The sequence below is a fragment of the Aromatoleum sp. genome (genome assembly GCF_035254505.1).
Taxonomy (GTDB): Bacteria; Pseudomonadota; Gammaproteobacteria; order Burkholderiales; family Rhodocyclaceae; genus Aromatoleum.
Window position 1 is genome coordinate 1 of record NZ_DATFAO010000064.1, and the last position, 25,736, is coordinate 25,736.

Here is a 25,736-nt window from a genome sequence, read left to right on the forward strand (position 1 = left end):
GGCTGCGGCCGAGCGCGCGGAAATGCGCACGCGCGAGGCGCCGCCGGGCCGCGTCGTCGAGCTCCGGAAAGCACAGACGCAGATTGACGGTGACGACGTGGCGGCGATGGCGCCCGAACAGGAACAGCAGTTCGCCCAGGCACTCGCCCAAAACGGCCAGCACCGGCAGGGGCAGCCAGTGCAGCAGCCAGAAGACGGCGACCGCGAGATAGCTCAGGATTCTCATTGCGCGCCCCCCTCGGCCGGCGGCGGCTCGACGCCGGAGGGACGCTTGTAGCGGTTGTAGCCCCACAGGTACTGCTGCGGGCACGCGAGGATCAGGCGCTCGATCTCGCGGTTGATCGCGACACAGCGCTCCTCGAGCGAACCCGCGATCGGCTCGACGGGCTCCGACAGGCGCAGCACGTAGCCTTCGCCGCGCGGCAGGCGTTCGGTCCACAGCATGATCACGCGCACACCCTTCACTTCCGACAGGCGCGCGGCGAGCGTCATCGTCCACGCGAGCTTGCCGAAGAACGGCGCCCACACGCCCTCGCCCTGCCCCGGGGCCTGGTCCGGCAGCATGCCGACCATCTCGCCGCCGCGCAGCGCCTTCACGAGACGGCGCACGCCCGAGACGTCGGCCGGCGCCACATTGATGTTGCCGCGCTTGCGCCCCGCCTCCATCAGGGGCCCCAGCGCCGCCTTGCGCGGCTCACGGAACAGCACCGTGATCGGGCCATGCGTCGAACAGTACTGGGCGCACATCTCGAAGCAGCCCAGATGCGGCGTCAGCAGCAGCACGCTGGCACCGTCGGCACGCGCCTGCGCGAGCAGCTCGGCGCCTTCGACGCGGACGATGCGCGACAGCACCTCATCCTGCGGACGCAGCCACACGTAAGGCAATTCGAGGGCTTGGCGGCCGGCTTCGCGGATTGCGGCGCGCAGGATCGCGGGATCCTTACGACCCAGCGCACGGGTCAGGTTTTCCTCGAGACGGCGGGCGTAGGTTGGCGAGAAGCGCCAGGTCAGCCAGCCGGCAACGCCGCCCAAGCGGTGCAGCCAGGCGAGCGAAAAGCGGGACAAAACGCGGAAAAGGAAATCGACGGTCACGGTCACTGGCGTCGGCCCCTTTGCGGGCCCACGGACGACTCGCAATTGACCGACTGAATACGGAAGCTATAATTATCGCTTAGCCGCCGAGTTAATACGACAACTTGCAGGGCGGCGTTGCGAACGCACCAAACCGGTCGCAACAAACAAGTACTGCTAAAGCGTCGCCTGCTCGACGAAATCCCCGGAGCCGGCAACGCCGGACAGCACCGGGGATTTTTGTTTTCAGGAGCAGCACAGTGAGCAAGGAATTCCTCTTCACCTCGGAGTCCGTCTCGGAAGGCCATCCCGACAAGGTCGCGGACCAGGTCTCGGACGGTGTCCTCGACGCAATCCTCACCGACGATCCGCACGCCCGCGTCGCCTGCGAAACCCTCGTGTCGACCGGCCTCGTCGTCATCTCGGGCGAAATCACGACCCACGCGCACCCGAACTACAAGGAAATCGCGCAGGAGGTCATCCGCCGCATCGGCTACGACAACTCCGAGATCGGCTTCGACTACAAGTCGTGCGCGATCCTCACCGCGATCAACCGCCAGTCCTCCGACATCGCCCAGGGCGTCAATGAAGGCGAAGGCATCGACCTCGACCAGGGCGCAGGCGACCAGGGCCTGATGTTCGGCTACGCGTGCAACGAGACGCCCTCGCTGATGCCGCTGCCGATCTACTACGCGCACCGCATCATGCAGCGCCAGGCCGAATTGCGTAAGGACGGCCGCCTCAACTGGCTGCGCCCGGACGCGAAGAGCCAGCTCACCGTGAAGTACGTCGACGGCAAGCCGGTCGCGATCGACACCGTCGTCGTTTCGACCCAGCACAGCCCGGACGTCTCGCACGCCCAGCTCTCCGAACTGGTGATCGAGGAGATCGTCAAGCCGGTGCTGCCGAAAGAGCTAATGCAGGGCGAGGTGCGCTACCTCATCAACCCGACCGGCCGTTTCGTCATCGGCGGCCCGCACGGCGACTGCGGCCTCACCGGCCGCAAGATCATCGTCGACACCTATGGCGGCGCGGCCCACCACGGCGGCGGCGCTTTCTCGGGCAAGGATCCGTCGAAGGTCGACCGCTCGGCCGCCTACGCCGGCCGCTGGGTCGCGAAGAACATCGTCGCGGCAGGACTGGCCGACCGCTGCGAAGTGCAGGTCGCCTACGCGATCGGTGTCGCTAAGCCCGTGTCGATGATGGTCGAGACCTTCGGCACCGGCAAGATCGCCGACGAGAAGATCATCGAGCTCATGCAGCGCCACTTCGACCTGCGTCCGAAGGCGATCATCCAGGAGTTGAACCTCCTGCGTCCGATCTACAGCAAGACCGCCGCCTACGGCCACTTCGGCCGCGACGAGCCGGAATTCAGCTGGGAAAACACCGACAAGGCCGCCGCGCTGCGCGCCGACGCCGGGCTGTAATCGTCCCACCCGCAAGGCCGCCGATGGCAAACACCGTCGGCGCGCCCTGGCCGGGACGCGCTGAACGACGACGTCCTGGCTTACGGCATCGCCGGATGCGTGAACACGTAGTCGCGATCCTTCAGCGGCGTGTGGCAGCCCAGGCACTCCTGCACGAAGTTCTCATCCTTGCCATAGGGCTTGAGCTCCTTCCCGACCCAGCGCGCATAGCCCCAGCCGCCGGTTGCGGCGTATTTCGCCGCATCCTTGCTCATGAACTCGGCGTGAATGAAGGCGCCCGGCTCGGTCGCCGTCGCCCATCGGTCGTGCTGGACGCCCTTCCATACCAGCTTGCCGAGCACGGCACCGTCCGGCCACGGGTTCGTCTTGCCTTCGCGCACGGCCTGCTGCGCCGCCTCGTTGCCGAGTACGACGCGCAAGGTGTTGTTGTCCGAGCGGTGGTGCACCGACAACACCTGCCATTGGCGAAAACCTTCGGGCAGCATGATGCCGTTCGGAGCGGGATCGGCCGCAAGACCGCAGCCGGAGAACGCGGCGAGGGACGCCGCAAGGATCAGGACTTTTTTTGTCATCGGAATTCCACGTCGTTGGGGACATTTTCGGCGCGCCGGCGCGGTGAGCCTTCGCGGTCGGCGCTTTCAAAACAACAGCCCGTCGATACGTTTTATTCCGTGAGCTCAGTTGAGGCCAGCAGACGTCGGTTACCGATCATCTCGCTTGAACCTGCAGCACCCGCGATGCTCTAAACTGCTTCTTTGCATCGCTATGTGCCGGATTTTCCCCATGTTTCATCTTGCGCGCCGCGCCCTTGCCCTGCTGGTCGGCGGCCTGCTGCTTGCCGGCTGCTCCCACACGCCCGCCCCCGCCTATCGGGCCGAAAGCTTCAAGGCCGAGTCGCCTTTCGTCACGTGGAGCCAGCGAGATCCGGCGGCCGCGTGCGAAGTCGGTCGCCGCGCGCTGCTCTCCCAGGGCTATCAGGTCGACAGCACCAATCCGACGCGCATCCGCGGCGACAAGCATTTTTTGCCGCAGCCGAGCTACAGCATGACGCTGGGGATAACGCTGGAGTGCCTACCGAGCAATCTGGGAACCGCGATGTACGCAAATGCTCTACAGACGCGCTATGAGCTGAAGTCCGCGGCGACGAGCGCCGGCGTCGGCGTTGCCGGCATCGGTTCGATTTCGCTGCCCTGGACCGCGGACAAGGAAGCCATGGTCAAGACCGGGGAGGAGACCATCTCCGATCCGGATTTCTACCACCGGCTCTTTGCGTTGATCGAATCGATGCTGGGTGAGTGAGCGGGACGCAGCGCACCGCTGCGCTTGCCCGCACCTGGCGGCTCAGCGACGCCGTCTTACCTGCGGCCCCGCGGGTCCGCGAGTTTCGAGATGGCGGAACGTGATACGACCCTTGGTGAGGTCGTAAGGGGAAAGTTCGAGTGAAACCTTGTCGCCGCACAGGATGCGAATGTGATGCTTGCGCATCTTGCCCGCGGAATAGGCGATGAGACAGTGACCGTTGTCGAGGGTCACGCGGAATCGAGCGTCGGGCAGCACTTCATCCACGACACCGCTCATTTCGATGAGATCTTCCTTGGCTATGACAGTTTCTCCAGAGGGACAAAAAGAAAAAGGCCCGGCAAGAGCCGGGCCTCTTCGGTGTGGCCGGGGAATCCCCCAGTCAGCACTTACTCAGCCGAACGGATGTTCGAGGCTTGCTGACCCTTCGGGCCGGTGGTCACGTCGAAGGTGACGCGCTGGCCTTCAGCCAGCGTCTTGAAGCCGGAGCCCTGAATGGCCGAGAAGTGCGCGAACAGGTCGTCGCCGCCATTTTCCGGGGTGATGAAGCCGAAGCCCTTGGAGTCATTGAACCACTTGACGGTACCGTTTGCCATGTCTTGAATATCCTGAATAAAAAATAGGGACTTGCCCTGAGGTTGCGGGCGAAGCTCAAGACGCTACGGTGATGTGGGAAATACCGCAGAAACAGCAGATACTGGTCCGTACAACAACTTGCTTCTTGAAGATCGCTACACACACTGTGGACTGTATTCGTCCATTTGGCAACCAAAAAGATTTCGCGGCTATAATATTCGTCTGCCGAGGAGCGCTGCGAGACCCCTGTCCCAGGCTCGGCCGATTCAGAAAATGTACAACTGCGCTCACCTTAACCCGTGCCGGGCACGGGGTGACGAGGTGAGCTCACCCGCAGCACCCCTTCCCGGCCACACGTTCAGGAGTTCGCATGAACACTGTGGCTGAAAACTTCACCGACTTCGTTGTTGCCGACCTCAAGCTTGCCGACTGGGGCCGCAAGGAAATCCGCATCGCGGAAACCGAAATGCCGGGCCTGATGGCGATCCGCGAGGAATTCGCCGCCACCCAGCCCCTGAAGGGCGCGCGTATCACCGGCTCGCTGCACATGACGATCCAGACCGCGGTGCTGATCGAAACGCTGACCGCGCTCGGCGCCCAGGTCCGCTGGGCTTCGTGCAACATTTTCTCGACGCAGGACCACGCCGCCGCGGCGATCGCCGCGCAGGGCATCCCGGTCTTCGCCGTGAAGGGCGAGTCGCTGGTCGATTACTGGGACTACACCCACCGCATCTTCGAATGGAAGGATGGCGGTTACTCGAACATGATCCTCGACGACGGTGGCGACGCGACGCTGCTGCTGCACCTCGGCGCGAAGGCCGAGCAGGACATCGCCGTGCTGGCGAAGCCGAGCTCGGAAGAAGAGACAATCCTCTTCGCCGCGATCAAGGCGAAGCTCGCGACCGATCCGAAGTGGTACTCGACGCGCCTCGCGCAGATCAAGGGCGTGACCGAAGAGACCACGACCGGCGTGCATCGCCTGTACCAGATGCATGCGCGTGCCGATCTGAAGTTCCCGGCGATCAACGTGAACGATTCGGTCACCAAGTCCAAGTTCGACAACCTCTACGGCTGCCGCGAGTCGCTCGTCGACGGCATCAAGCGCGCGACCGACGTGATGATCGCCGGCAAGGTCGCGGTCGTGTGCGGCTACGGCGATGTCGGCAAGGGTTCGGCACAGGCGCTGCGCGCGCTGTCGGCCCAGGTGTGGGTGACCGAGATCGATCCGATCTGCGCGCTGCAGGCGGCGATGGAAGGCTACCGCGTCGTCACGATGGAATACGCCGCCGAACATGCGGACATCTTCGTCACCACGACTGGCAACTTCCACGTCATCACGCACGATCACATGGTCAAGATGAAGGACCAGGCGATCGTCTGCAATATCGGCCACTTCGACAACGAGATCGACGTCGCGTCGCTTGAAAAATACGAATGGGAAGAGATCAAGCCGCAGGTCGATCACGTGATCTTCCCGGACGGCAAGCGCATCATCCTGCTCGCCAAGGGCCGCCTTGTGAACCTCGGCTGCGCCACCGGCCACCCGTCCTACGTGATGTCGTCCTCGTTCGCGAACCAGACGATCGCGCAGATCGAGCTCTACACGCGAACCGCGGACTATCCGGTCGGCGTCTACACGCTCCCGAAGCACCTCGATGAGAAGGTCGCGCGTCTGCAGCTGAAGAAGCTCAACGTGCAGCTCACTGTGCTGCGTCCGGACCAGGCCGCCTACATTGGCGTCCCGATCGAAGGCCCGTACAAGGCCGACCACTACCGTTATTGATCGGAGTGCGCCATGCACAAGCCTGAACTTTCGATCGAGTTCTTCCCGCCACAGACGCCTGAAGGTGCGGAAAAACTGCGCAACACCTGCCACAAGCTCTCCGCGCTGAAGCCGAGTTTCTTCTCGGTGACTTACGGTGCGGGCGGCTCGACGCGTGAGCGCACCTTCTCGACCGTCAAGGAAATCGCCGCCGACGGCTTCGAGGCCGCGCCGCACCTGTCGTGCATCGGCTCGACGCGCGCGAGCATCCGCGAGATCCTCGCCGACTACAGCGCGGCCGGCATCCGCCGCATCGTCGCACTGCGCGGCGACCTGCCCTCGGGCGTCGGCGACGCCGGCGAGTTCCGCTACGCCAACGAGCTGGTGGAATTCATCCGCAATGAGACCGGCGACCGCTTCCGCATCGAGGTGGCGGCCTACCCGGAATGGCATCCGCAGGCGAGAAGCCCGAAGGACGATCTGCTCGCCTTCAAGCGCAAAGCCGACGCGGGCGCGAACTCGGCGATCACGCAGTACTTCTACAACTTCGACGCCTACGCGCACTTCGTCGACTCGGTGCGCGCGATGGGCGTCGAACTGCCGATCGTGCCCGGCATCATGCCGATCGTGAGCTTCTCGAAGCTCGCACGCTTCTCCGATGCGTGCGGCGCCGAGCTGCCGCGCTGGATGCGCAAGAAGTTCGAGTCCTTCGGCGATGACGCGGACTCGATCCGCGCCTTCGGTCTGGACGTCGTGACCGAGCTATGCGAACGTCTGATCGCCGCCGGCGCGCCGGGGCTGCACTTCTACAGCATGAACCAGGCCGGTCTCACGACCGCGATCTGCGAGCGACTCAAGCTCGGCAGCTGAGCGCCGCGGGCGCGCAGGCGGGATCCAGCCCCGTCCTGCGCGCCGTCTCCTTATGCCGATCCGGCGCCGTCCGCGATCGCCTGCAGGCAGTCGAGCACCTCGATGCTTGCCGCTTCCATTGTGGCGATGTCCTGCAAGCCGGAATCGATCTGCCCGGACTGCAGTCGTTCCAGCGCGCGCCGGCCGCTCTCGTGCACGCGCGCGTGCGGTGCTTCGAGACGCCGATAGGCCGGCAGCCCCGCAAAGCGCTTTCCGCCGCCTTCGTAATACCACTTGCCGAGCCGGCACTTGTGATGGCTCGAAAAGTCGTCCGGGCGCTTCTCGGAGTGGCCGGAGGCGACCTTGTAGACCTCCATCTTGTAGATCAGATGGTCCATCTTCGCGAGCTCGACGAAGCTCCGGATCGACGCATCCTGCATGATGTCGGCGAGTCCGCGTGCGAGCGCACACAGCTCGGTCATGCTGCTCCGCGCGTCGCGGCCCTGAGCGGCGGCATCGGAAGCCTTGCCTGCGAGCGACTGGATCACGTCCTTCGCCTGCCCCGTTTCGCCCTGGATCGCGCCGACGAGGCTCGAGATCTCGTTCGTCGCGGTGGCCGTGCGCTCGGCGAGCTTGCGCACCTCGTCCGCGACGACCGCGAAGCCCCGCCCCTGCTCACCGGCCCGCGCGGCCTCGATCGCGGCGTTGAGCGCGAGGAGGTTGGTCTGGTCGGCAATCTCGCGGATCAGACGTACGATGCCGTCGATCTGGCCGGCGCGTTCGTTGAGGCGATGCACCGAATCGACGGTGCTGCGCGTCTCGTCCGCGAGATGATCCAGGCTCGCCGAGATCGCCTCGATCGCTTCGGCACTCTGGCTCGCCGAGTCGGTCGAGCGCTGCGCCGATTCCTGCTGTCCGCTGAGCCCGTCGGCAAGCCGCCCGAACGTGCCCTGCACGGACACCAGGGTGTCGCCGTAGGTGCGGAAGTTCGCGAACAGCGCTTCGAGCATCGTCGCGCGCCGCGCCGCCTCTTCCGCCGCGGCTTGCTGTGCGGCCAGTTGCGCCTCCAGCGCCGACACGCGCTCCCGTTCTCGCATCAGCGCTTCGTTGCTCGCCGCCAGCTCCTGCTTCAGCGTCGCCAGCTCGGCGCCGCCTCCAAACCATCCCATTGCGATTCTCCCTTTGGGGTATGCACAGCTTCCGCCCATCGACCGGATGCTGCCACCGATCATCGGTATCCGACCCCTATTATCGGCAAATTTGGTACGACTTTAAGCATATTCGACAACGGCGGCGACAGCCTCCCGAATGCGCTCGGCCGGGCGGCCCACTTGTCATTGATTGCCGCCCAAACGGGACTATAAATACAAATGAGACGCAATCCGCCCACAGGCAGGAGCGGCTCCAAAGCAGGGTCTGCCGCGCACGCATCCGACGACCGAAATGGCCGCCCGCCCCTTGTTTTGCGTCACGTCACAAGGAGGAAAGACATGGCTTACAGGATTGAAGGCCGGCTGCTCGAGGTATGCACCTGCAATACTCTCTGCCCATGCTGGATCGGTGACGACCCGGACGGCGGAACCTGCGAAGGCACGCTGGCATGGCATATCGACAAGGGCATGGTCGGGGGCACGGACGTTTCCGGGCTCACCTTCGCGATGCTCGCCCATATCCCGGGCAACATTCTGGAGGGGAACTGGAAGGCGCAGGCCTTCGTTGACGATCGCGCCACCCCGGGTCAGGAAGACGCCTTGCTCTCGGTCTTCACCGGCAAGCTCGGCGGGCCGATCGCCGACATGGCGCAGCTCATCGGCGAGGTTGTCGGCGTACAACGCGTGCCGATCGGCTTCGACGTCGAGACCGGCACGGGACGGCTACGGATCGGCGAAGCGGTTGCGGCGGACCTCGAAGTCGCACGCGGATCGGACGGCACACCGACGACCTTGCACGACACGATCTTCTCCACGATCCCCGGCTCGCCCGCTTACGTGGGCCGGGCGCCGAGCTACAAGGCCAAGTCCGACGCGCTCGGCATCAATGTCGAGCTGACGGGCCATAACGCCGTCCAGGGCAGCTTCGTATTCGAGGCCTGAGACGCCGGCGTGCCGCCGCTTTACGTCCGCGCGTACTGGCCTCTCCGCCGGGCGGGAGCGACGGCACGGTTCCGGCCACCGGCACCGTGCCCATGCCACGCAGCCTTCATCGCAACGCGACCACGCTCAGCATCGGTCTGTTGATCGCGCTGGCGTGGTTTGCGCTATGGGCGTGGGAGCGTTCCCCCTACGGCCGCTATCTGCATCATGGCGAGCTGGCGGGATTCGTCGAGGGAAACGAACTCGAAGCGGTGCTCGAGCAGGCGGCGCTCTATATCGGCGGCTGGCTGCTGATGACCTGCGCGATGATGCTGCCGACAGCCGTCCCGCTGATCCAGGCCTTCGAGCGCATGACTGCGCAACGCGATGACCGCCGCCGGCTGGTGGCACTGCTCGTCGCCGGCTACCTCGGCGTCTGGCTGGTCTTCGGCGTCGCCGCCCACCTCTTCGACTTCGGTCTGCACGAACTCTTCGAGCACGTCGCCTGGCTGCAGGCGAATCCTTGGGTATTCGGCGCAGCGCCGCTGCTGCTCGCCGGGCTGTTCCAGTTCTCGGAGCTGAAATACCGCTGCCTCGACCGCTGCCGCGCGCCGGTCGGCTTCATCTTCCAGCACTGGCGCGGAGGGCGCGCAAGTACCCAGTCCTTCGCGATCGGGGCACACCACGGTCTCTTCTGCGTCGGCTGCTGCTGGGCGCTGATGCTGCTGATGTTCGCGGTCGGCACGGGCAACATCGGATGGATGCTTGCGCTCGGCACGATCATGGCGATCGAGAAGAATCACGCGCGCGGACGCCTGCTCGGGGAGCCGCTTGGCGTGGCGCTGATCGCGTGGGGGACGGCGATCGCGTTCGACCACGCGTGGTCGTGGCAGTGAGCGCTCGCGGTAGCCGTCCGCGCTAAGCGAGTCCGTGCCGCTGCATCCAGTCGCGGAAATCCGCCTGGGCAGGCACGCTGCGCAGCCGCTCCACGTAGAGCAGCATGTTCTCGACCATCGTGTGGGCGGCGATGGCGGCCATGATTTCCAGCCGCGCCTCGGCGCTCATCCCGTGCTCGGCGAGGCGGCTATCGATTTCGCAGAAGTGGTTCGCCATGAGGCGGCGCGCCTCCACTTCGCCGATGCCGATCCCGCCGAAATCCGGCTGGTCTTCGGCGTCGATTTCGGCCATCAGCGATTCAACGGACTCTGGGGTCATGGCAGGCTCCCGTTGTGTCATGCGGACTTGGACAGGCGCAGTGCCCGGGGAGTGCCCACCCCGTTCAGTTACGGCGCGCCATCACCAGCACGCCGGCGATCACCAGCATCGCGCCCATGATCTGGCCGCTGCCGATTGTCTCGTCGAGCAGCAGCCAGCCGAGGAAGATCGTGATCACCGGCCCGAGCGTGCCGGTGAGCGACACCGGGCCTGCACCGAGGCGGCTGATCGCCTCCGACACGAGCCACACCGGCGCGACCGTCGAAAAGAGCGCCATCGCGAGCCCCAGCGCATACACCTGCCACGGCAGATCGAGCGCGGACAAGGGACGCAGCACGAGAAACTGGCCGATGCACAGCACGCAGGCGATCATCGTCGCGAAGGCGGTCACACGCAGCGAGCCCAGGCGTCCGACGACCTCGCCGTTGCCCATCAGGTACAGCGCATAGGACAAGGCGCTGCCGAACACCAGCGCGAAGCCCAGCAGCACATCCGCCGCTTGGCCTGCGAGATGCAGGTCATGCCCAACGGCGAGGCCGATGCCGAGATAGCACAGGCCGAGCGCCAACAACGCCCGTCGGCCGACCGGCTTGCCGAGGAAGAGCGCCGACAGCACGATCACGAGCGTCGGGTACAGGAAGAGGATGAGGCGCTCGAGCGCCGCGCTGATGTAGCGCAGGCCGAGGAAGTCCAGATAGCTCGCGAGGTAGTAGCCGCAGAAGCCGAGTCCGGACATCCACAACCAGTCGCGCCCCTCCAGCCGATGCCGGGCGCGGCGGTCGGCGACGACGCCCATCGTGACGAAGAAGGGTAGCGACAGACCCATGCGCAGCGCGAGCAGCGTCTCCGCATCGACGCGGTACTGGTAGGCGAGCTTGACGAGGATCGCCTTGAAGGAGAAGCCGACGGCGCCAAGCACCGCGAACAGCAATCCCGTCCCCTGGCCCGCCTGGGCTGTGGGTGTTGCGCTCATGGAGTTCGCGACCGCTCAGCGTCGTCGGCTACTCCCGCCGCCCAGCAGTGAGCCGAGCACGCCGCGCACGATCTCCCGCCCGATCGAACTGCCGATCGTGCGCACAACGGTCCTCGCGGCGACCTCGACGAGCCCCTCGTTACGCCCGCCGCGCGGCCCGGTCGAGCCGAAGAGGATGTCGCTCATGCCGCCCAGCATGCCGCCGCCCTGCCGGGCCGGTGCTCCGCCCGCCGTTCCCCCTGTCGCCTGCCCGTCCGTCGCATCGGTCCCGGCCGCTGCGGGCTTGCCGCGCAGCTTCTCGTAGGCCGACTCGCGATCGAGCAACTGCTCGTAATGGCCGTAGAGCACCGAGGCGCGGATCGCCGCATTACGCTCGTCGGCGCTCAGCGGACCGAGACGGGAAGCCGGCGCGACGACGACGGCGCGCTCGACCATCTCCGGCCGCCCCTTGTCGTCGAGGAAGGAAATCAGCGCCTCGCCGACGCCGAGCTCGGTGATCGCGGCCGCGGCGTCGAAAGCCGGATTCGGCCGCATCGTCTCGGCGGCGGTCTTCACCGCCTTCTGGTCGCGCGGCGTGAAGGCGCGCAGCGCATGCTGGACGCGGTTGCCGAGCTGCCCGAGCACCGTGTCCGGCACGTCGAGCGGGTTCTGCGTCACGAAATACACCCCGACGCCCTTCGAGCGGATCAGGCGTACGACCTGCTCGACCTTCTCGACCAGCGCCTGCGGGGCGTCGTTGAAGAGCAGATGCGCCTCGTCGAAGAAGAACACGAGCTTGGGCTTGTCGACGTCGCCGACTTCGGGCAGCTGCTCGAAGAGCTCGGCGAGCATCCATAACAGGAAGGTCGAATAGAGCTTCGGCGACTGGTAGAGCTTGTCGGCGGCGAGGACGTTGACGACGCCGCGCCCATCCGCGTCGGTCTGCATCAGGTCGGCGAGATCAAGCATCGGCTCGCCGAAGAACTGGTCGCCGCCCTGCTGTTCCAGCGCAAGCAGCCCGCGCTGGATCGCGCCGATCGACGCGGCCGACACGTTGCCGTATTCGGTCGTGAACGTCTTCGCGTTGTCGCCGACATGCTGCACCATCGCCCGCAGGTCCTTGAGATCCAGGAGCAGCAGGCCATTGTCGTCGGCGATCTTGAACACAAGCTGCAGCACGCCCGACTGCGTTTCGTTGAGGTTCAGCAGACGCGCCAGCAGCAGCGGCCCCATGTCCGAGATCGTCGCGCGCACCGGGTGGCCGGCGGCGCCGAACACGTCCCAGAATACGACCGGGTTCGCGCGCGGCGTAAAGTCCTCGATGCCGATCGCAGCGAGCCGCTGCAGCAGCTTCTCGGACGCAACGCCCGCGGCACCGATGCCCGATAGATCGCCCTTCACGTCGGCCATGAAGACCGGCACGCCGATCGCGGAAAAGGACTCCGCCATCTTCTGCAAAGTCACCGTCTTACCGGTCCCGGTCGCGCCGGTGATCAGTCCGTGGCGGTTGGCGAGCCGAGGCAGCAGGTGGATTTCCTTGGCGGCGTTCTTCGCGATGAGCAGGGGTTCGACCATGAGCAATGCCTTCAGCGGGTTGGGAGCAGGACGAGTTTATCAGCGGCGGACGGCCGCCTCACGGTGCCGAGCGGAAGTCGCAGAGGCTGACGCAACGCTCGTAGGTATCATCGCAGCCAGTGCCCTGTGACTGACAGACGCGCCGGCGGTCGCCGCAGCTGCGCACGCACGCGTTCCAGTTCGGCTGATTCGCCGAAGGCTGAGTCAGCGCATGTCGGCGCGCGTTCTGCGCGATGCAGGCCTTCAGCGCAACGCGGCGCGCCGGGCCGGGTACGAACGCCCACTCGCCCGGAGACAGCTGCAGATCGCGCTGCACGGTCTCGATCTGCTCAGGGGCCAGGAGGTGCGAACGCAGCAGCGCATCGACCGCGACACAATCGGCACGCGCGGCCTCCAGGACGTCGAGCGCGGCAGCTGCCGGGTAGCCGAGATTGTGCCGCGCACATTCGTGCGCGAACAGGAAGAGTCGTGTTTCCGGAAGCAAGCGCGGCAGCACCTCCGGGTTGTAGCGGATGTCGGCGCCGCTCGCGTCGCTGCGCGACTCGACGACTTTGTCGATCGTCGGATCGGAGACTGCAGGCACGGGCCGTCCGACGGCATCAGTACATCCCTCGTAGGTAACCTGCACGTCCGCCGCATGCGCGGACGACATCAACAGTGCAGCCGATAGCGCCGCCAGCAGGATACGGGTTTCCATCGATGAGCTCCTTCTCGGAGAATACACGGCGACGCGCTGGCGAAGCCCGCCACGCGCCCGGGAAGATGACAACAATCTAACAGAGGCGACGGCGTTCCGGCAGCGGACGGGAAGGGAGGACGGGGAATCGCCGCGCCCTGTATAATCTCTGCCACTTTTTAAACCGCCAATTGGCAGCATCGAGGAATCTATGGCTGGTCATTCGAAATGGGCCAACATCCAGCACCGCAAGGGGCGCCAGGACGCCAAGCGGGGCAAGGTCTTCACCAAGCTGATCAAGGAAATCACCGTCGCCGCGCGCATGGGCGGGGGTGACCCGAACATGAACCCGCGCCTGCGCCTGGCGATGGAAAAGGCCAAGGCCGAGTCGATGCCCAAGGACAACATCGACAACGCGATCAAGCGGGGCACCGGCCAACTGGAAGGCGTGACCTACGAGGAAGCGCGCTACGAAGGCTACGGCATCGCCGGCGCCGCGGTGATGGTCGACTGCCTCACCGACAACAAGACCCGCACCGTCGCCGACGTCCGCCACGCCTTCTCGAAGTTCGGCGGCAACATGGGGACCGACGGCTGCGTCGCGTTCCAGTTCAAGCACTGCGGCCAGATGCTGTTCGCACCCGGCACGAACGAGGATGCGCTGATGGAAGCCGCGCTCGAAGCCGGCGCCGAAGACGTCGTCACGAACGACGACGGCTCGATCGAAGTGCTGACCGCCCCGTACGAGTTTACGACCGTCAAGGAAGCGCTCGAAAAGGCCGGCTTCAAGGCCGAATTCGGCGAAGTGACGATGAAGCCGCTCAACGAGACCGAACTCTCGGGCGACGACGCGCTGCGCATGCAGAAGCTGCTCGACGCGCTCGAATCGCTCGACGACGTGCAGGACGTCTACAGCTCGGCTGTGATGGACGAAGAGTAAGCAGGCCGTCGTCGCACGATTGCCCGCGCGGGCCCGGCTTCCCGGCCGGGCCGCGCACTTCATCGACGCCCGCTTCCCGCGGGCAGTCATCCCTTACGGCAGCTTCACCGCCTTGATGTCGGCCTTGCCCTTCGCACCGAGGCTGAGCGTCTTCACGAAGGACACCTGGTGCCCGCGCGTCGTGATGTTGTCGTCATGGACAGCAAAGCCGACGTTGTAGACGGTTCCGGGCTTGAGCGCCTTGTCGTCCGCGTTGGTCAGCGCGAGCGGACGGATCATGACGACCGTCCACACCCCGTCCTTCCAGCTCGCGATCGCATTGTTGTCCGCCGCTGAGCCCGACGCGTCGGCGCGGCTCACGAGGTAGTCCGGCACCATGTCGCCTTCCTTCCAGCCGGCGTTCGGATCGAAAGGCACGGCATTCTTCTCGCGGATCAGGAAGTGGTCGGCTTGGTGCAGCTTGTCGACGGTGATCGACTTGTAGCCCACCTTGGCCGCATCCCACATGTACTTGGGCTGGTGCGTCTTCGGATCGGCGTTGCCGCTGAACATGTCCTTGCCGGCATCGCCGAGACGGAACTCGAGCACATAGCCATCGTCCGCCATGCCGACCGGGTTGCTGCGGTGGGCGCGCCACTGGATCAGGTCGAGAAAACCGCCGGCCGCCTTGATCTTCTCGACTTCCGCGACGCTCTTGCCGGTCTTCCAGTCGGACGGATCGGTGCGGGTTTCAGGGAGGTACTTGCGCACGTCATTCTTCTTGATTTCCTGCAGCAGCGCGTTCGCCGCGACCTCGTCCTTCGTGAACTGCTTCGGCATGTCGCGCTGACCGTTGTGGCAGGTGAGCCAGCACCCCTGCTGCGCGAAGCCCGGCACCTTGCCGTCGTCGATCATCACCGACATGCGGTCCTCGTAGATGCCCATCTCGGCGCCGTCCTGCACCGGCTTGTCGAGCTTGGGATAACCGAACACCTTCCATTCATGACCGTCGAAACGCAGGTACTGGTGCTCGGTGCCCGGGAAGGCGTTGTCGGTCTTCCACTGGAAGCGCAGGTAGGCGTTCTTGCTGTCGTAGGCCGCCTGCACCTTCACATCCTTGTACCCGGACTTGCCTTTCACGGGGCTCGGCTCGAGCGGCCCGCCCTTCACGAGCTTCTCGCCCAGATCCTTTTCGGCGTCCTCTTCGTCGTGGCAGGAGGTACAGGAGTCGCCCCGCTTCACTTCCTTCGACGCCCCCTTGTGCGCGTCGCTGCGCAGCCATTCGTAGGAGGACTGCCCCGGATAGAAGAGCGTGAGGGTCGCCGCCGGAATCTTCGCCCAATTGATCTTGGCGGGATCGGCGGCCTGCGCCGCGCCGATGCCGAGGGCCGCCAGCCCGACGACCAGTGCTGTCTTTTTCATGATGATTCCCCTTCTAGTTGTTGTCATGTCACACATGCCGGCGACACCGTCCCGGAAGGGACAGCATCGGCACGGCTCCAATACGCCCGCGGCCCTGGTGAGGCCGCGCCAATCAGAAACCGAGCGACAACAAGGCGCCGGCCGCGAGCAGCGAACCGGCCGCTGCGAAGCCGTAGCAGACGAGCTTCGCGCCGATGCCTGCATGGGCGCCAAGGTCGTGCAGGCTATGGAAGATGCGATGGGCGGCGTGCCACAGGAAGAGCGCGATGACCGCGAACAGGAAGGCCTTGCCGGCCCAGTGCCGCGCGAACGCGAGCGCGTGGGGCCAGCTCAGCGCATCCGGCGGGAAGATCAGCTCCAGCGGAAGTGCGATCCCCGTGAGGAACACCAGCGCAGGTCCGAGCAGGGCCGCGAGCATGCCGCCGGCACCGAAGAGCGCCCAGAAGATCGGCGCATTCGAGCGTTTTTCGATCGCCTTCATCTCATGAGTCCCCAGGCCACCCCGAGCAACACGATGCTCGCGAGGATCGCAGCCCCGACACCCGCAGCGGTGATCTCCGAGGGCCGCAGCCGGCGCCCGCCAATCACGACGGGCGGCATCGTCTTGGGCATGATCCGGAACCAGGTCCAGGCGTGGTAGCCGATCGCGGCAAGCAGCACGACGTGGAAGGCGACCGACAACGGGCTTCTCAGCGCATCGAGCCAACCGTTCCACGCGGCCTCCCCCTGCGCGAGCCGCAGCAGGCCGACCAGCAGCACGATCGCGTAGGCGGCGACGAAGAGCGCCATGCCCTCGTGGATCATGTACTCGATGAAGAAGGGGTTGCGGCGCCACCAGCCGGTCATCGGGCGCATATAGGGACGACGGGGATCAGGGATGCTCATCGCTTGCCTCCCTTGGGCTTCGCCCCGCGCAGGAAGTAATCCTTCGCGGCGAGGGTCTTGTTCTGATTGACGGCATTGGCCGGGTCGACGTGTTTCGGACACACCTCGGAGCAGTAGCCGACCGCCGTGCAGTTGAAGGCGCCGGCCTCGGAGCCGGCGATCTCCATGCGCTGGGAAGCGGCGCCGTCGCGCGAGTCGACGTTGTAGCGGTGCAGCAGCGCCATGATGCCGGGTCCGACGAATTCGGGATTGAGCCCGTACTGCGGGCAGGCCGCGTAGCACAGCAGGCAGTTGATGCAGGAGCTGAACTGCTCGTACACGTCGAGTTGAGCCGGCGTCTGCAGATACTCGCCTTCGGCGAGCGTGCGCGGCGTCTTCGGCACGATGTAGGGCTGGATGCGCTCGAGCTTCCCGATGAAGTCGTCGATCACGACGACCAGGTCGCGCTCGATCGGGAAGTGCGCGAGCGCTTCGACGCGAAGCCGACGAGGATGGAAGTCCCGCAGGAAGGTCTTGCACGAGAGCCGCGGCACGCCGTCGATCATCATGCCGCAGCTGCCGCAGATCGCCATGCGGCACGACCAGCGGAAGCTCAGCGTGCCGTCCAGATAGTCCTTGATGTATTGCAGGCCCTGCAGCACCGACATGTCGTCGGTGAAGGGCACGTCGTAGACCTGCGGCACCGGCTCGACGTCCTGCTCGGGCCGATAGCGCAGGACCTCGATCTCGATCAGCTTCATGGCCACGGGATCGTCACGCACGATGTGCCTCCCTTTCTTGTTCGGCCTTCTCGCCCGCCGCCCCGTAGGCCCGCGTGCCCGGCGGCGAACGCGTGATCTTTACGTCGCCGTAATCGATCCGCGGTGGGCCGTCCGCGGCGTAATGCGCCTGCGAGTGCTTGAGGAAGTTCACATCGTCGCGCGTCGTGAAACCGTCGAGGCGCTGGTGCGCGCCGCGCGACTCGCGGCGGTTGAGCGCGGAATGCGCCATCGCCTCGGCGACGTCGAGCTGGTAGCCGAGCTCGACCGCCAGCAGCCACTCGGTGTTCCACACGCGCGACTGGTCCTCGACGCGGACCCTGTGGAAGCGGTGCTTGAGCTCCGCAAGCTTGTCGCAGGTCGCCTGCATCGTGGCGGCGTCACGATAGATGCCGCAGCCGTTTTCCATCGCTTCGGCCATCTCCTTGCGCAGGGAGGCGATGCGTTCGCTGCCCGACGGATGCGTCACGAGCGCGAGCACCCGTTGCTCGACCGATTCGGCCTGCCTTGCCAGCGTCGCCGAATCGCCGGGCGGTGCGTTGCGCGCGAATACGGCCGCTTCGAGCCCGGCCGTCTTGCCGAACACGCATAGCTCCGCGAGCGAATTCGAGCCGAGCCGGTTCGCCCCGTGGATGCCGACGCTCGAACACTCGCCCGCCGCGAAGAGCCCGGGCAGGGGCGACGCGCAGCGGCCATCGACGAGGATTCCGCCCATCGTGTAATGCACGGCCGGGCGCACGGGGATCGGCGTCTGCGCGGGATCGATGCCGAGGAACTCCTCGGCGAGCTCGTAGATCTGCGGCAGGCGCTCGCGCAGCTTGGCCTCGCCAAGGTGACGCAGGTCCAGATGCACGACCGGCCCCTGCGGACTGTCGATCGTGCGCCCTTTCTGCTGTTCATACCAGAACGCCTGGCTCAGGCGATCGCGCGGGCCGAGCTCCATCGCCTTGTTGCGCGGCGTCGGCTCGGCGGGCCCGAGCCCGTAGTCCTGCAGGTAGCGATAGCCGTCCTTATTGAGCAGGAAGCCGCCCTCGCCCCGGCAGGCCTCCGTGAACAGCAGGCCGGTGCCCGGCATGCAGGTGGGGTGATACTGGACGAACTCCATGTCGCGCAGCGGCACGCCGTGGCGGTAGGCGAGCGCCATGCCGTCGCCGGTGACGATGCCGCCGTTGGTGTTCTCGCGGAAGACGCGGCCGGCACCGCCGGTGGCGATGATCACCGCGCGCGCCTCGATCAGCGTGAACTCGCGCGACGCGATCCGCACCGCGACGAGCCCCTGCGCGCGGCCATCCTCGACGACGAGGTCGACGCAGAAGTACTCGTCGAAGCGTCGGATCGACGGATACTTGATCGAGGTCTGGAATAGCGTGTGCAGCATGTGGAAGCCAGTCTTGTCGGCGGCGAACCACGTGCGCTCGATCTTCATGCCGCCGAAGGCGCGCACGTTGATGTGCCCGTCGGCCTTGCGGCTCCAAGGGCAGCCCCAGTGTTCGAGCTGGACCATCTCCCCGGTGCAGCGCGAGACGAAGTCGTCGACGACGTCCTGCTCGCATAGCCAGTCGCCGCCGGCGACGGTATCGTGGAAGTGATGCTCGAGACTGTCGTGCGCCTGAACCACGCCGGCCGACCCGCCCTCCGCGGCCACGGTGTGGCTGCGCATCGGGTAGACCTTGGAGATCAGTGCGATGCTGAGGCTCGGATCGGCCTCCGCGACCGCGATCGCCGCCCGCAGCCCCGCCCCGCCGGCGCCGACAATCGCCACATCCACCTTGAAAGCTTCCACGCTCGTCCCCTCCCTTCCCTTAGGAAGCAGCAGAAAGACTTCGGAAAACGTCTGGACCGGCTGGCGCTCATCCGCGTGCCGGGCTTGTGAGCAGATACCGCGATTACCGTAACGGCGATCGGCGACAGTGTAATCCTCGCTCGGATCAGGGGCAATTCCAATCGGCATAATCCCGGAATTCCAGCCGCAAGCAACGGCCTTGCCCCCCGTCGCCGTGCCGCTAAGATGTCTGTCTTCATCACTCCTGGCCGCGTTGCGACCCGCCTTCTCCGTCCATGTCCAACTTGCCCCGACGTCTGACCGCATTCGCGCCGCTGCTCTTCGTGCTGCTGTGGAGCACCGGCTTCATCGGCGCCAAGTTCGGCCTGCCTTATGCGGAACCGCTCACCTTCCTCGCCACCCGCTACGTGCTGGTGATCGCGCTGATGGGCGGGCTCGCGCTGCTGATGCGCGCACCGTGGCCGAAGGACTGGCGGCAGGTGGCGCATATCAGCATCGCCGGCTTGCTGCTGCAGGCGACCTACCTCGGCGGCGTGTTCATGGCGATCCATCGCGGCCTGCCGGCTGGCGTCACGGCCCTGGTGGTCGGCATGCAGCCGCTGCTCACCGCGCTGGGCGCCGGGTGGCTGCTCGGCGAACGCGTCACGCGGCGGCAGTGGGCCGGCCTCGCGCTCGGCTTCGTCGGCGTGACACTGGTTGTCAGCAACAAGGTCACCGTCGGCAACGGCATGGCGGAGCTCGGCTGGATGCTCACGCCCGCGCTGGCGGCGCTCGTCGGCATCACGGGCGGCACGCTGTACCAGAAGCGCTTCTGCCCGAGCTTCGACCTGCGCACCGGCGCCGTTGTCCAGTTCGTGCCGAGCCTGATCGTCACCGGCTTTCTCGCGAGCCGCAGCGAAACGATGCACATCGTGTGGAGCGGCCAGTTCGTCTTCGCGCTGATGTGGCTGGTGCTGGTGCTCTCGCTCGGGGCAATCAGCCTGCTGAACCTGCTGATCCGCAACGGCAGCGCCGTCAACGTCGCGAGCCTCTTCTATCTCACGCCGCCGACGACGGCGCTGATGGCCTGGCTGCTCTTCGGCGAGACGCTGACCGGACTCGCGCTCACCGGCATGGCGGTGGCAGTCATGGGCGTGTGGCTCGCTCGCAAGGTCTGAGACAGCCCGTCACGCACATCCGTCGTTGACGGAGACCGCTCCCTTTCCCAGTCTCAGGCGGTAGATACGCCGCCGACGAGGCTCCCGCCACCGTGTAACCCTGTGGCGTACGTGGTATCCACAATGCGGAAGTTCACACTGCACAGCCCTCACCCTCGTCGGAATAATCGCCAACGCGCGAAAAAATCCAAAGGAGAGGGATATGGGAAAGAAACCGTTCTACCGTTCACTGTACTTCCAGGTCATTGTCGCCATCGTCATCGGCGTGCTTCTCGGGCATTTCTACCCGCAGACCGGCGCGGCGATGAAGCCGCTGGGTGATGGCTTCATCAAGCTGATCAAGATGATCATCGCCCCGATCATCTTCTGTACCGTCGTCGTCGGCATCGCCGGCATGGAGGACATGAAGAAGGTCGGCAAGACCGGCGGCCTGGCACTGCTGTACTTCGAGGTTGTCAGCACGATCGCGCTGATCATCGGCCTGATCATCGTCAACGTCGTCAAGCCGGGCGCGGGCATGAACATCGACCCGAGCATGCTCGACACCAAGGCGATTGCCGCCTACACGGATCCGTCGAAAATGCAGTCGACCGTCGACTTCCTGATGGCGATCATTCCGAGCACCATCGTCGATGCCTTCGCGAAGGGCGAGATCCTGCAGGTACTGCTGTTCTCCGTGCTGTTCGGCTTCGCGCTGCACAAGTTCGGCGGTCGCGGCACGCTGGTGTTCGACTTCATCGAGAAATTCTCGCACGTGCTGTTCGGCATCGTCGGCTACATCATGAAGGTCGCCCCGATCGGCGCGTTCGGCGCGATGGCCTTCACGATCGGCAAGCACGGCGTGGCCGCGCTCGCTCAGCTCGGGATGCTGATGGGCTCCTTCTACGCGACCTGCCTGATCTTCATCTTCGGCGTGCTCGGCCTGATCGCGCGCGCGCATGGCTTCTCGGTCGTCAAGCTGATCGCCTACATCAAGGAAGAGCTGCTGATCGTGCTCGGCACCTCGTCGTCGGAATCGGCCCTGCCGCGCCTGATGGCGAAGATGGAAAACCTCGGCGTCAAGAAGTCGACCGTCGGCCTCGTGGTCCCGACCGGCTACTCGTTCAACCTTGATGGCACCTCGATCTACCTGACGATGGCCGCGGTGTTCATCGCGCAGGCGACCAACACCCCACTCGACATCACGCAGCAGATCACGCTGCTCGCGGTGCTGCTGCTCACGTCAAAGGGCGCGGCCGGGGTCACCGGCAGCGGCTTCATCGTGCTCGCGGCGACGCTGTCGGCAGTGGGGGGCGTGCCGGTGGCCGGCCTCGCGCTGATCCTCGGCATCGACCGCTTCATGTCCGAAGCGCGCGCGCTGACCAACCTGATCGGCAACAGTGTCGCGACGATCGTCGTGGCGAAGTGGTGCAATGACCTCGATACGGTCGCGCTGCAGCGCCACCTCAACAACGAGACCGAGGAGGAAGCCGACGAGCCGGAAGTCGTGCTCGACGCGCAGGAAGCCCACATGGACGTCACACCTGCGATCGCCGGCGCTCGCGCCTGATCCGCAACGCCGTCGGGGCCGTTCCGGCACCGACGGCGTCAATGAATCGGCCCGCGATTTTTGCGCTCGCGGGCCGATTTGCGTTTGCAGCGACGGGAACGTGCCGGATCAGCCCGGAATCATGACGCCGGCCGTGCGCAGCGCGCGCTGATACTCGCCGGTGGATTCCTCCATGGTCTTCACGGCGTCGTCGAAGCCCTTCTTCGCCGCAGTCGCTTCCGCGTCCTTGCGCAGGCGCGCGGCGCGCTCGACGTGGGCCTTCAGCTCGACCTCCTTCGCCCCGCCCGGCTGCACCAGCAGCTTCATCAGCATGCCGTAGGTGTCGTTGCGGTCGAGTTCGTAGTGGTATTCGTCTTCCCTCGTGTCGAACTTGAGTTCACGCACCAGGGTCTCGCCGCCGCGCAGGCGCTCGATCTGCACCTTCGCGCGCAGGTAGGCGTGGTCGAGGATCGCGCGGCCGCGCCTGGCGTTGTTCTGCGCGACCTGGGCATCGGCGTCGCGCATCAGCTTGTCGATGAGGACGACTTCCTGCCTGCCGGCGTCGTCGTTCTTTTCGGTGGCGATGCGCTCCAGCGCGTCACGCAGCGCCTTCGTCGAATCCATCCGCGCCGCGTATTCCTTCTGCACGCGCGGGTTCGGCGCGTCGGCGGCGGGCGCCGGTTGGGCGGCGGACGGCGATTTCTGCGCGAGCTCGGCGAGCGCGAGCTTGCAGTTCAGATAGGCGTCGTCGACCAGGATGCGGGCGGTGGCGATGCGGCCGTCGGCGGCGGCGCTTTCAGCGTCGTGGATCTTCTTGTCGTTCGCCTGCACCAGCGCCGCGTTGTCGACCTTCTTTTGTTCGCTGACGCGCTTGAGCGCCTGGTTGAGCACCTTGGTGCTGTCGAGCAGGCGGGTGAATTCGTCCTTCTGCCGTGCCTCGGCGCCGGCGGTGACGCGCGCCGAGGTCTGCTGCGCGAAGGCATCCGCCTGCATGATGAAACCCGCGGCAGCCAGCATGGCGGCGGCGAGACCGATGGATGTTCTGTTCTTCATGGTTCTTCTCCCCTTGCGATTGCGGCTGTGGCGCCCGAAGCCCACGCGGACAATCCGGACGTCATCAGGAGAAGTGTAGCCGATTAGCCATTCCAACAGAGCGGTCTTTGCGCCCATCCGGGGCATGCGGCAGGGGCGGCGAGACAGGCCGCCCGCCGCCGCCCGCAGGTCAGAAGGCGATCTGGATACCGGCCTGCAGCCCGTACCAGGTCACGTCGTCGGGCGCGAAGCGGCCGGTGAGGGCGACGTTGGCGCTGACCGTCGGCGAGAACTTCGCCGCGACGCCGACCGTTGCGGTCCCGTAGTTGCGCTCGGCGGCGAAGGCGGGCAGCGCGAAGCTGTTGTCCGGAAGCGTCGCCAGACTGGCGCGCACGTCACGGTCCTGGTCCGCGAATTCGTGGTTGAACGCAATCCGCGCATAGGGCTGGCAACGTCCCTGCTCGTAGCGCAGCTGGTAGCCGATGCGCCCGACCAGCGAGTCGCGCTGTTGCGAGCCGAACGCCATCGTCGTCGAGGTGTTGCCGCGTTCGCGGAAGCTCTCGACGCGTACTTGCTGCCAGTCGGCGCCGAGCAGCGGGCCGTGGCGAAGCTTGCCTTCGGAGAGGTCGTAGGAGGCCTCGGCGCCGAACGACAGGCTCGTACCGGAGGTATCGCCCTTCATCACGTGGCGGGCAGGTCCGAGGTCGGCAGCACGGCGGGTGTCGAAGTCGATGTCGCCGGCCGCGGCAACGACTGTCGCGCGCAAGGGGCCGCTGCGGTAACCGGCGTAAAGCGCGAGCGTCTGCTCGTCCTGCCGATAGCTGCCGGCGTCGCCCGAGAAGTCGGCATCGAGCGAGCCTGCACCGAAGGCAGCGCCGACGACCATGTTGGAGGAGAGATGCGTATCGATGCCGACCGTGACGTCGTAGGGATTGCCGTCCGCGCCCGGCGCGCTGTCACTCGAGGCTTGCTTGAGGTGGCTCGCGCCGAGGCTCGCCCAGGCGCCGAAGCCGGGCTGGGTGCGGGACCACAGGCCGAGCGCTGCTTGGTCGCCGATGGTGGTGACGAGCATCTCGCGCGTATGCACGGGCGATTCGGCGAGTTGCGAGATCACGCCTGGGGCGCGCAGCACGGAGAGCGCATAATCCGCAATGATCCGGTGCCCGGCAGTCGTCGGATGTACGCCGTCGGCGAAGAGGAAGGTCTGGTCGGCACCCGGGGCGATCAGGTCGGCCTGCGCGCACAACAGCGCCGGAGTGGCGCCGCAGGCGGGCAGCGTCACGTTGACGAAGCCGAACTGCGCGGGCGAGGCGATCGCCTCGTTGAGCAGCGAGAAAATGTCGAGCGGAATGACGCGCACGCCGCCCGCGGCGAGGCCGCCGAATACGGCCTGGTTATACAGCGAAGACAGGGCGCTGACGCCCGCCGCGCTCGCCGGATCGAGCGAGCCGCCGAAAGGCGTCGCGCCGACATCGGGCAAGGTCGGCACGAGGATGTAGCGCGCGCCGGCCGCCTTCAGAGCGGAAACGGTGGCGACGGTCTCGCCCGCCGTCGTCAGCATGTAGCCGACCGGGTCCGCGGATTCGGGTTTCGTCGGGTCGATGGCACGGAAGAGATCGTTGGCGCCGCCCCACACCGAATAGAGGGCATTGCTGCGCGCATGCCCGGCGAGGGCGAGATAGCCGGCGACCTGATCGGCGATCGGCGTCGCGTTCGCCGTCAGGATGTTGGTCTCGGGCACGCCGGGCAGTTGCGTCACGCGCGCTCCGCCCTGCGCGAAGTCGGTACCGCCGGCGAGCGCCGGAACCGCGCGCGTGCCGAGTGCGGCGGCGAGATCCTCGGCCCACACCGGGCCGGGGTTGGTCGTAAAACGGCCGGTCCCCGAGGGCAGGAAGGCGGAGAAGCTGCCGGCGTCGCTGAGGCTGTCGCCGAAGAAATAGGTGGCGCTGAAGTCGGCCGCTTGCGCACCGGCGCTGCAGAAGGCAGCAATCGCGGCCGCAAGGATGGAACGTCGGATCATGGGCAAACTCCTTGTCATTGCCTGGAAGCGTTTCTTGAATGACGTGGAAGTATCGTCGGACAGGCCGGGCCGGTCAAACGGGGAGTATGCCCGGACGGCAGGATTCGCCGGGAACCCGTAAAATGCACGAATGAATGGTCCCACCGCTTCCCGCATCGTCTCGACCCGCATCCTCGGCCTCGACCCGGGCCTGCGCATCACCGGCTTCGGCCTCATCGACAAGCTCGGCAACGAGCTGCGCTACGTCGCCAGCGGCTGCATTCGCACGCGCGACGGCGAACTGCCGGGACGGCTGAAAACCCTGCTCGACGGCGTGCGCGAAGTGATCGCGACCTACATGCCCGACCATGTGGCGGTCGAGAAGGTGTTCGTGAACGTGAACCCGCAATCGACGCTGCTGCTCGGGCAGGCGCGCGGCGCGGTGATCTGTGGCGCGGTCTCCAGGGACCTCGATGTGCATGAATACACCGCGCTGCAGGTAAAGCAGGCCGTCGTCGGCTATGGCAAGGCGAACAAGGACCAGGTGCAGCACATGGTGCAGCGTCTGCTCGCGCTCGACGGCAGTCCCAGCCCCGATGCGGCCGACGCGCTTGCCTGCGCGATCTGCCACGCGCACGGCGGAATGGGCGTACAGGGCGAGATCGGGCGGCGGCGGCGCGCCGGGCGCATCCTCGTGAGTCCCGCAACGCGCTGATCCGGCGCCGCCCGCAAAGTCGGGCATGCGGAACACTGGGGGGGCGCGCCGGTCATCAAGGCAT

27 protein-coding genes, 1 pseudogene and 1 riboswitch are annotated in these 25,736 nt (G+C 66.0%); of the genes and pseudogenes, 10 read left to right on the top strand and 18 right to left on the bottom strand.

Annotated elements, in window-relative coordinates:
* Together VJ673_RS12395 and VJ673_RS12400 are read right to left on the bottom strand one after the other, a co-directional pair.
* Window positions 1-226: LpxL/LpxP family acyltransferase (locus VJ673_RS12395; RefSeq protein WP_491700806.1), on the bottom strand; the 226-nt coding region annotated here is incomplete at its 3' end.
* The gene (locus VJ673_RS12400) at window positions 223-1,092 is read right to left on the bottom strand and encodes a lysophospholipid acyltransferase family protein (RefSeq protein WP_414635652.1); all 870 of its coding nucleotides are present in this window, start codon (window positions 1,090-1,092) and stop codon (window positions 223-225) included. The genes VJ673_RS12395 and VJ673_RS12400, both read right to left, overlap by 4 nt.
* A gap of 239 nt (window positions 1,093-1,331) precedes the next feature.
* On the opposite strand from VJ673_RS12400, the gene metK reads away from it, so the two are divergent.
* Window positions 1,332-2,498, top strand: a complete 1,167-nt coding sequence (metK, locus tag VJ673_RS12405) for a methionine adenosyltransferase (protein WP_324126412.1) — start codon at window positions 1,332-1,334, stop codon at window positions 2,496-2,498.
* 80 nt (window positions 2,499-2,578) lie between these two features.
* Here metK and VJ673_RS12410 read toward each other — a convergent pair whose 3' ends face one another.
* Entirely contained in the window at window positions 2,579-3,070 is a 492-nt protein-coding gene (locus VJ673_RS12410; protein ID WP_324126413.1) for a cytochrome P460 family protein, read from the bottom strand.
* Window positions 3,071-3,281: 211 nt separating this feature from the next.
* Here VJ673_RS12410 and VJ673_RS12415 point away from each other — a divergent pair, with 211 nt between their 5' ends.
* On the top strand, window positions 3,282-3,797 hold the full coding sequence (locus VJ673_RS12415) for a DUF2242 domain-containing protein (protein ID WP_324126414.1): 516 nt from the start codon (window positions 3,282-3,284) through the stop codon (window positions 3,795-3,797).
* Window positions 3,798-3,839: 42 nt separating this feature from the next.
* Here VJ673_RS12415 and infA read toward each other — a convergent pair whose 3' ends face one another.
* Both infA and VJ673_RS12425 read right to left on the bottom strand, forming a co-directional pair.
* Window positions 3,840-4,100 (bottom strand): translation initiation factor IF-1, encoded by a 261-nt coding sequence (infA, locus tag VJ673_RS12420; RefSeq protein ID WP_324126518.1) that lies wholly within the window; start codon window positions 4,098-4,100, stop codon window positions 3,840-3,842.
* 86 nt (window positions 4,101-4,186) lie between these two features.
* Window positions 4,187-4,393, bottom strand: coding sequence for a cold-shock protein (locus tag VJ673_RS12425; RefSeq protein ID WP_324126415.1), 207 nt, complete (start codon window positions 4,391-4,393; stop codon window positions 4,187-4,189).
* Between the two features lie 201 nt (window positions 4,394-4,594).
* Window positions 4,595-4,669, top strand: a riboswitch (S-adenosyl-L-homocysteine riboswitch).
* Window positions 4,670-4,743: 74 nt separating this feature from the next.
* Here VJ673_RS12425 and ahcY point away from each other — a divergent pair.
* Window positions 4,744-6,156 (top strand): adenosylhomocysteinase, encoded by a 1,413-nt coding sequence (gene ahcY / locus VJ673_RS12430; RefSeq protein ID WP_324126416.1) that lies wholly within the window; start codon window positions 4,744-4,746, stop codon window positions 6,154-6,156.
* A 12-nt stretch (window positions 6,157-6,168) separates the two neighbouring features.
* Window positions 6,169-7,005, top strand: a complete 837-nt coding sequence (gene metF, locus VJ673_RS12435) for a methylenetetrahydrofolate reductase [NAD(P)H] (RefSeq protein ID WP_324126417.1) — start codon at window positions 6,169-6,171, stop codon at window positions 7,003-7,005.
* Window positions 7,006-7,055: 50 nt separating this feature from the next.
* Here the strand turns inward: metF and VJ673_RS24640 are convergent, their stop codons facing one another.
* Both VJ673_RS24640 and VJ673_RS24645 read right to left on the bottom strand, forming a co-directional pair.
* Window positions 7,056-7,466, bottom strand: coding sequence for a CZB domain-containing protein (locus VJ673_RS24640; protein WP_414635653.1), 411 nt, complete (start codon window positions 7,464-7,466; stop codon window positions 7,056-7,058).
* A gap of 3 nt (window positions 7,467-7,469) precedes the next feature.
* A pseudogene (locus tag VJ673_RS24645) lies at window positions 7,470-7,763 on the bottom strand (methyl-accepting chemotaxis protein); the annotation flags it as partial.
* Window positions 7,764-8,474: 711 nt separating this feature from the next.
* Here VJ673_RS24645 and VJ673_RS12445 point away from each other — a divergent pair.
* Both VJ673_RS12445 and VJ673_RS12450 read left to right on the top strand, forming a co-directional pair.
* The gene (locus VJ673_RS12445) at window positions 8,475-9,077 is read left to right on the top strand and encodes a DUF1326 domain-containing protein (protein WP_324126419.1); all 603 of its coding nucleotides are present in this window, start codon (window positions 8,475-8,477) and stop codon (window positions 9,075-9,077) included.
* A 92-nt stretch (window positions 9,078-9,169) separates the two neighbouring features.
* Window positions 9,170-9,952, top strand: coding sequence for a DUF2182 domain-containing protein (locus tag VJ673_RS12450; RefSeq protein WP_324126421.1), 783 nt, complete (start codon window positions 9,170-9,172; stop codon window positions 9,950-9,952).
* A 22-nt stretch (window positions 9,953-9,974) separates the two neighbouring features.
* Here VJ673_RS12450 and VJ673_RS12455 read toward each other — a convergent pair whose 3' ends face one another.
* The 4 genes from VJ673_RS12455 to VJ673_RS12470 all read right to left on the bottom strand — a co-directional run bounded on the left by VJ673_RS12455 (window position 9,975) and on the right by VJ673_RS12470 (window position 13,495).
* Window positions 9,975-10,271 carry a hypothetical protein gene (locus tag VJ673_RS12455; protein WP_324126422.1) on the bottom strand — a complete coding sequence of 99 codons (297 nt, stop codon included), beginning with the start codon at window positions 10,269-10,271 and terminating at the stop codon, window positions 9,975-9,977.
* Window positions 10,272-10,335: 64 nt separating this feature from the next.
* Entirely contained in the window at window positions 10,336-11,244 is a 909-nt protein-coding gene (locus VJ673_RS12460; RefSeq protein WP_324126423.1) for a DMT family transporter, read from the bottom strand.
* 15 nt (window positions 11,245-11,259) lie between these two features.
* The gene (locus VJ673_RS12465; RefSeq protein ID WP_324126425.1) at window positions 11,260-12,798 is read right to left on the bottom strand and encodes a helicase HerA-like C-terminal domain-containing protein; all 1,539 of its coding nucleotides are present in this window, start codon (window positions 12,796-12,798) and stop codon (window positions 11,260-11,262) included.
* A 58-nt stretch (window positions 12,799-12,856) separates the two neighbouring features.
* On the bottom strand, window positions 12,857-13,495 hold the full coding sequence (locus VJ673_RS12470) for a hypothetical protein (RefSeq protein WP_324126426.1): 639 nt from the start codon (window positions 13,493-13,495) through the stop codon (window positions 12,857-12,859).
* A 190-nt stretch (window positions 13,496-13,685) separates the two neighbouring features.
* On the opposite strand from VJ673_RS12470, the gene VJ673_RS12475 reads away from it, so the two are divergent.
* A complete protein-coding gene (locus VJ673_RS12475; RefSeq protein ID WP_324126428.1) occupies window positions 13,686-14,414 on the top strand; it encodes a YebC/PmpR family DNA-binding transcriptional regulator in 729 nt (242 codons plus the stop codon).
* A gap of 93 nt (window positions 14,415-14,507) precedes the next feature.
* Here VJ673_RS12475 and VJ673_RS12480 read toward each other — a convergent pair whose 3' ends face one another.
* From VJ673_RS12480 to frdA, 5 genes are all read right to left on the bottom strand, one after another.
* Window positions 14,508-15,815 carry an ethylbenzene dehydrogenase-related protein gene (locus VJ673_RS12480; RefSeq protein ID WP_324126430.1) on the bottom strand — a complete coding sequence of 436 codons (1,308 nt, stop codon included), beginning with the start codon at window positions 15,813-15,815 and terminating at the stop codon, window positions 14,508-14,510.
* 112 nt (window positions 15,816-15,927) lie between these two features.
* Window positions 15,928-16,296, bottom strand: a complete 369-nt coding sequence (gene frdD / locus VJ673_RS12485) for a fumarate reductase subunit FrdD (RefSeq protein WP_324126432.1) — start codon at window positions 16,294-16,296, stop codon at window positions 15,928-15,930.
* Window positions 16,293-16,700 carry a fumarate reductase subunit C gene (locus tag VJ673_RS12490; RefSeq protein WP_324126433.1) on the bottom strand — a complete coding sequence of 136 codons (408 nt, stop codon included), beginning with the start codon at window positions 16,698-16,700 and terminating at the stop codon, window positions 16,293-16,295. The genes frdD and VJ673_RS12490 overlap by 4 nt, the downstream gene beginning before the upstream one ends.
* A complete protein-coding gene (locus tag VJ673_RS12495; RefSeq protein ID WP_324126434.1) occupies window positions 16,697-17,461 on the bottom strand; it encodes a succinate dehydrogenase/fumarate reductase iron-sulfur subunit in 765 nt (254 codons plus the stop codon). The genes VJ673_RS12490 and VJ673_RS12495 overlap by 4 nt, the downstream gene beginning before the upstream one ends.
* On the bottom strand, window positions 17,454-19,241 hold the full coding sequence (gene frdA / locus VJ673_RS12500; protein WP_324126435.1) for a fumarate reductase (quinol) flavoprotein subunit: 1,788 nt from the start codon (window positions 19,239-19,241) through the stop codon (window positions 17,454-17,456). Before frdA ends, VJ673_RS12495 begins: the two co-directional genes overlap by 8 nt.
* A 275-nt stretch (window positions 19,242-19,516) precedes the next feature.
* Here frdA and VJ673_RS12505 point away from each other — a divergent pair, with 275 nt between their 5' ends.
* Both VJ673_RS12505 and VJ673_RS12510 read left to right on the top strand, forming a co-directional pair.
* Window positions 19,517-20,398, top strand: a complete 882-nt coding sequence (locus tag VJ673_RS12505; RefSeq protein WP_324126436.1) for a DMT family transporter — start codon at window positions 19,517-19,519, stop codon at window positions 20,396-20,398.
* A gap of 202 nt (window positions 20,399-20,600) precedes the next feature.
* Window positions 20,601-21,947 (top strand): dicarboxylate/amino acid:cation symporter, encoded by a 1,347-nt coding sequence (locus VJ673_RS12510; RefSeq protein WP_324126437.1) that lies wholly within the window; start codon window positions 20,601-20,603, stop codon window positions 21,945-21,947.
* A gap of 108 nt (window positions 21,948-22,055) precedes the next feature.
* Here VJ673_RS12510 and VJ673_RS12515 read toward each other — a convergent pair whose 3' ends face one another.
* Together VJ673_RS12515 and VJ673_RS12520 are read right to left on the bottom strand one after the other, a co-directional pair.
* Window positions 22,056-22,979, bottom strand: a complete 924-nt coding sequence (locus VJ673_RS12515; RefSeq protein WP_324126438.1) for a hypothetical protein — start codon at window positions 22,977-22,979, stop codon at window positions 22,056-22,058.
* Between the two features lie 169 nt (window positions 22,980-23,148).
* Window positions 23,149-24,978 (bottom strand): autotransporter domain-containing protein, encoded by a 1,830-nt coding sequence (locus VJ673_RS12520; protein WP_324126439.1) that lies wholly within the window; start codon window positions 24,976-24,978, stop codon window positions 23,149-23,151.
* A 130-nt stretch (window positions 24,979-25,108) separates the two neighbouring features.
* Here VJ673_RS12520 and ruvC point away from each other — a divergent pair, with 130 nt between their 5' ends.
* A complete protein-coding gene (gene ruvC / locus VJ673_RS12525; protein ID WP_324126440.1) occupies window positions 25,109-25,672 on the top strand; it encodes a crossover junction endodeoxyribonuclease RuvC in 564 nt (187 codons plus the stop codon).
* Window positions 25,673-25,736 lie beyond the last annotated feature (64 nt).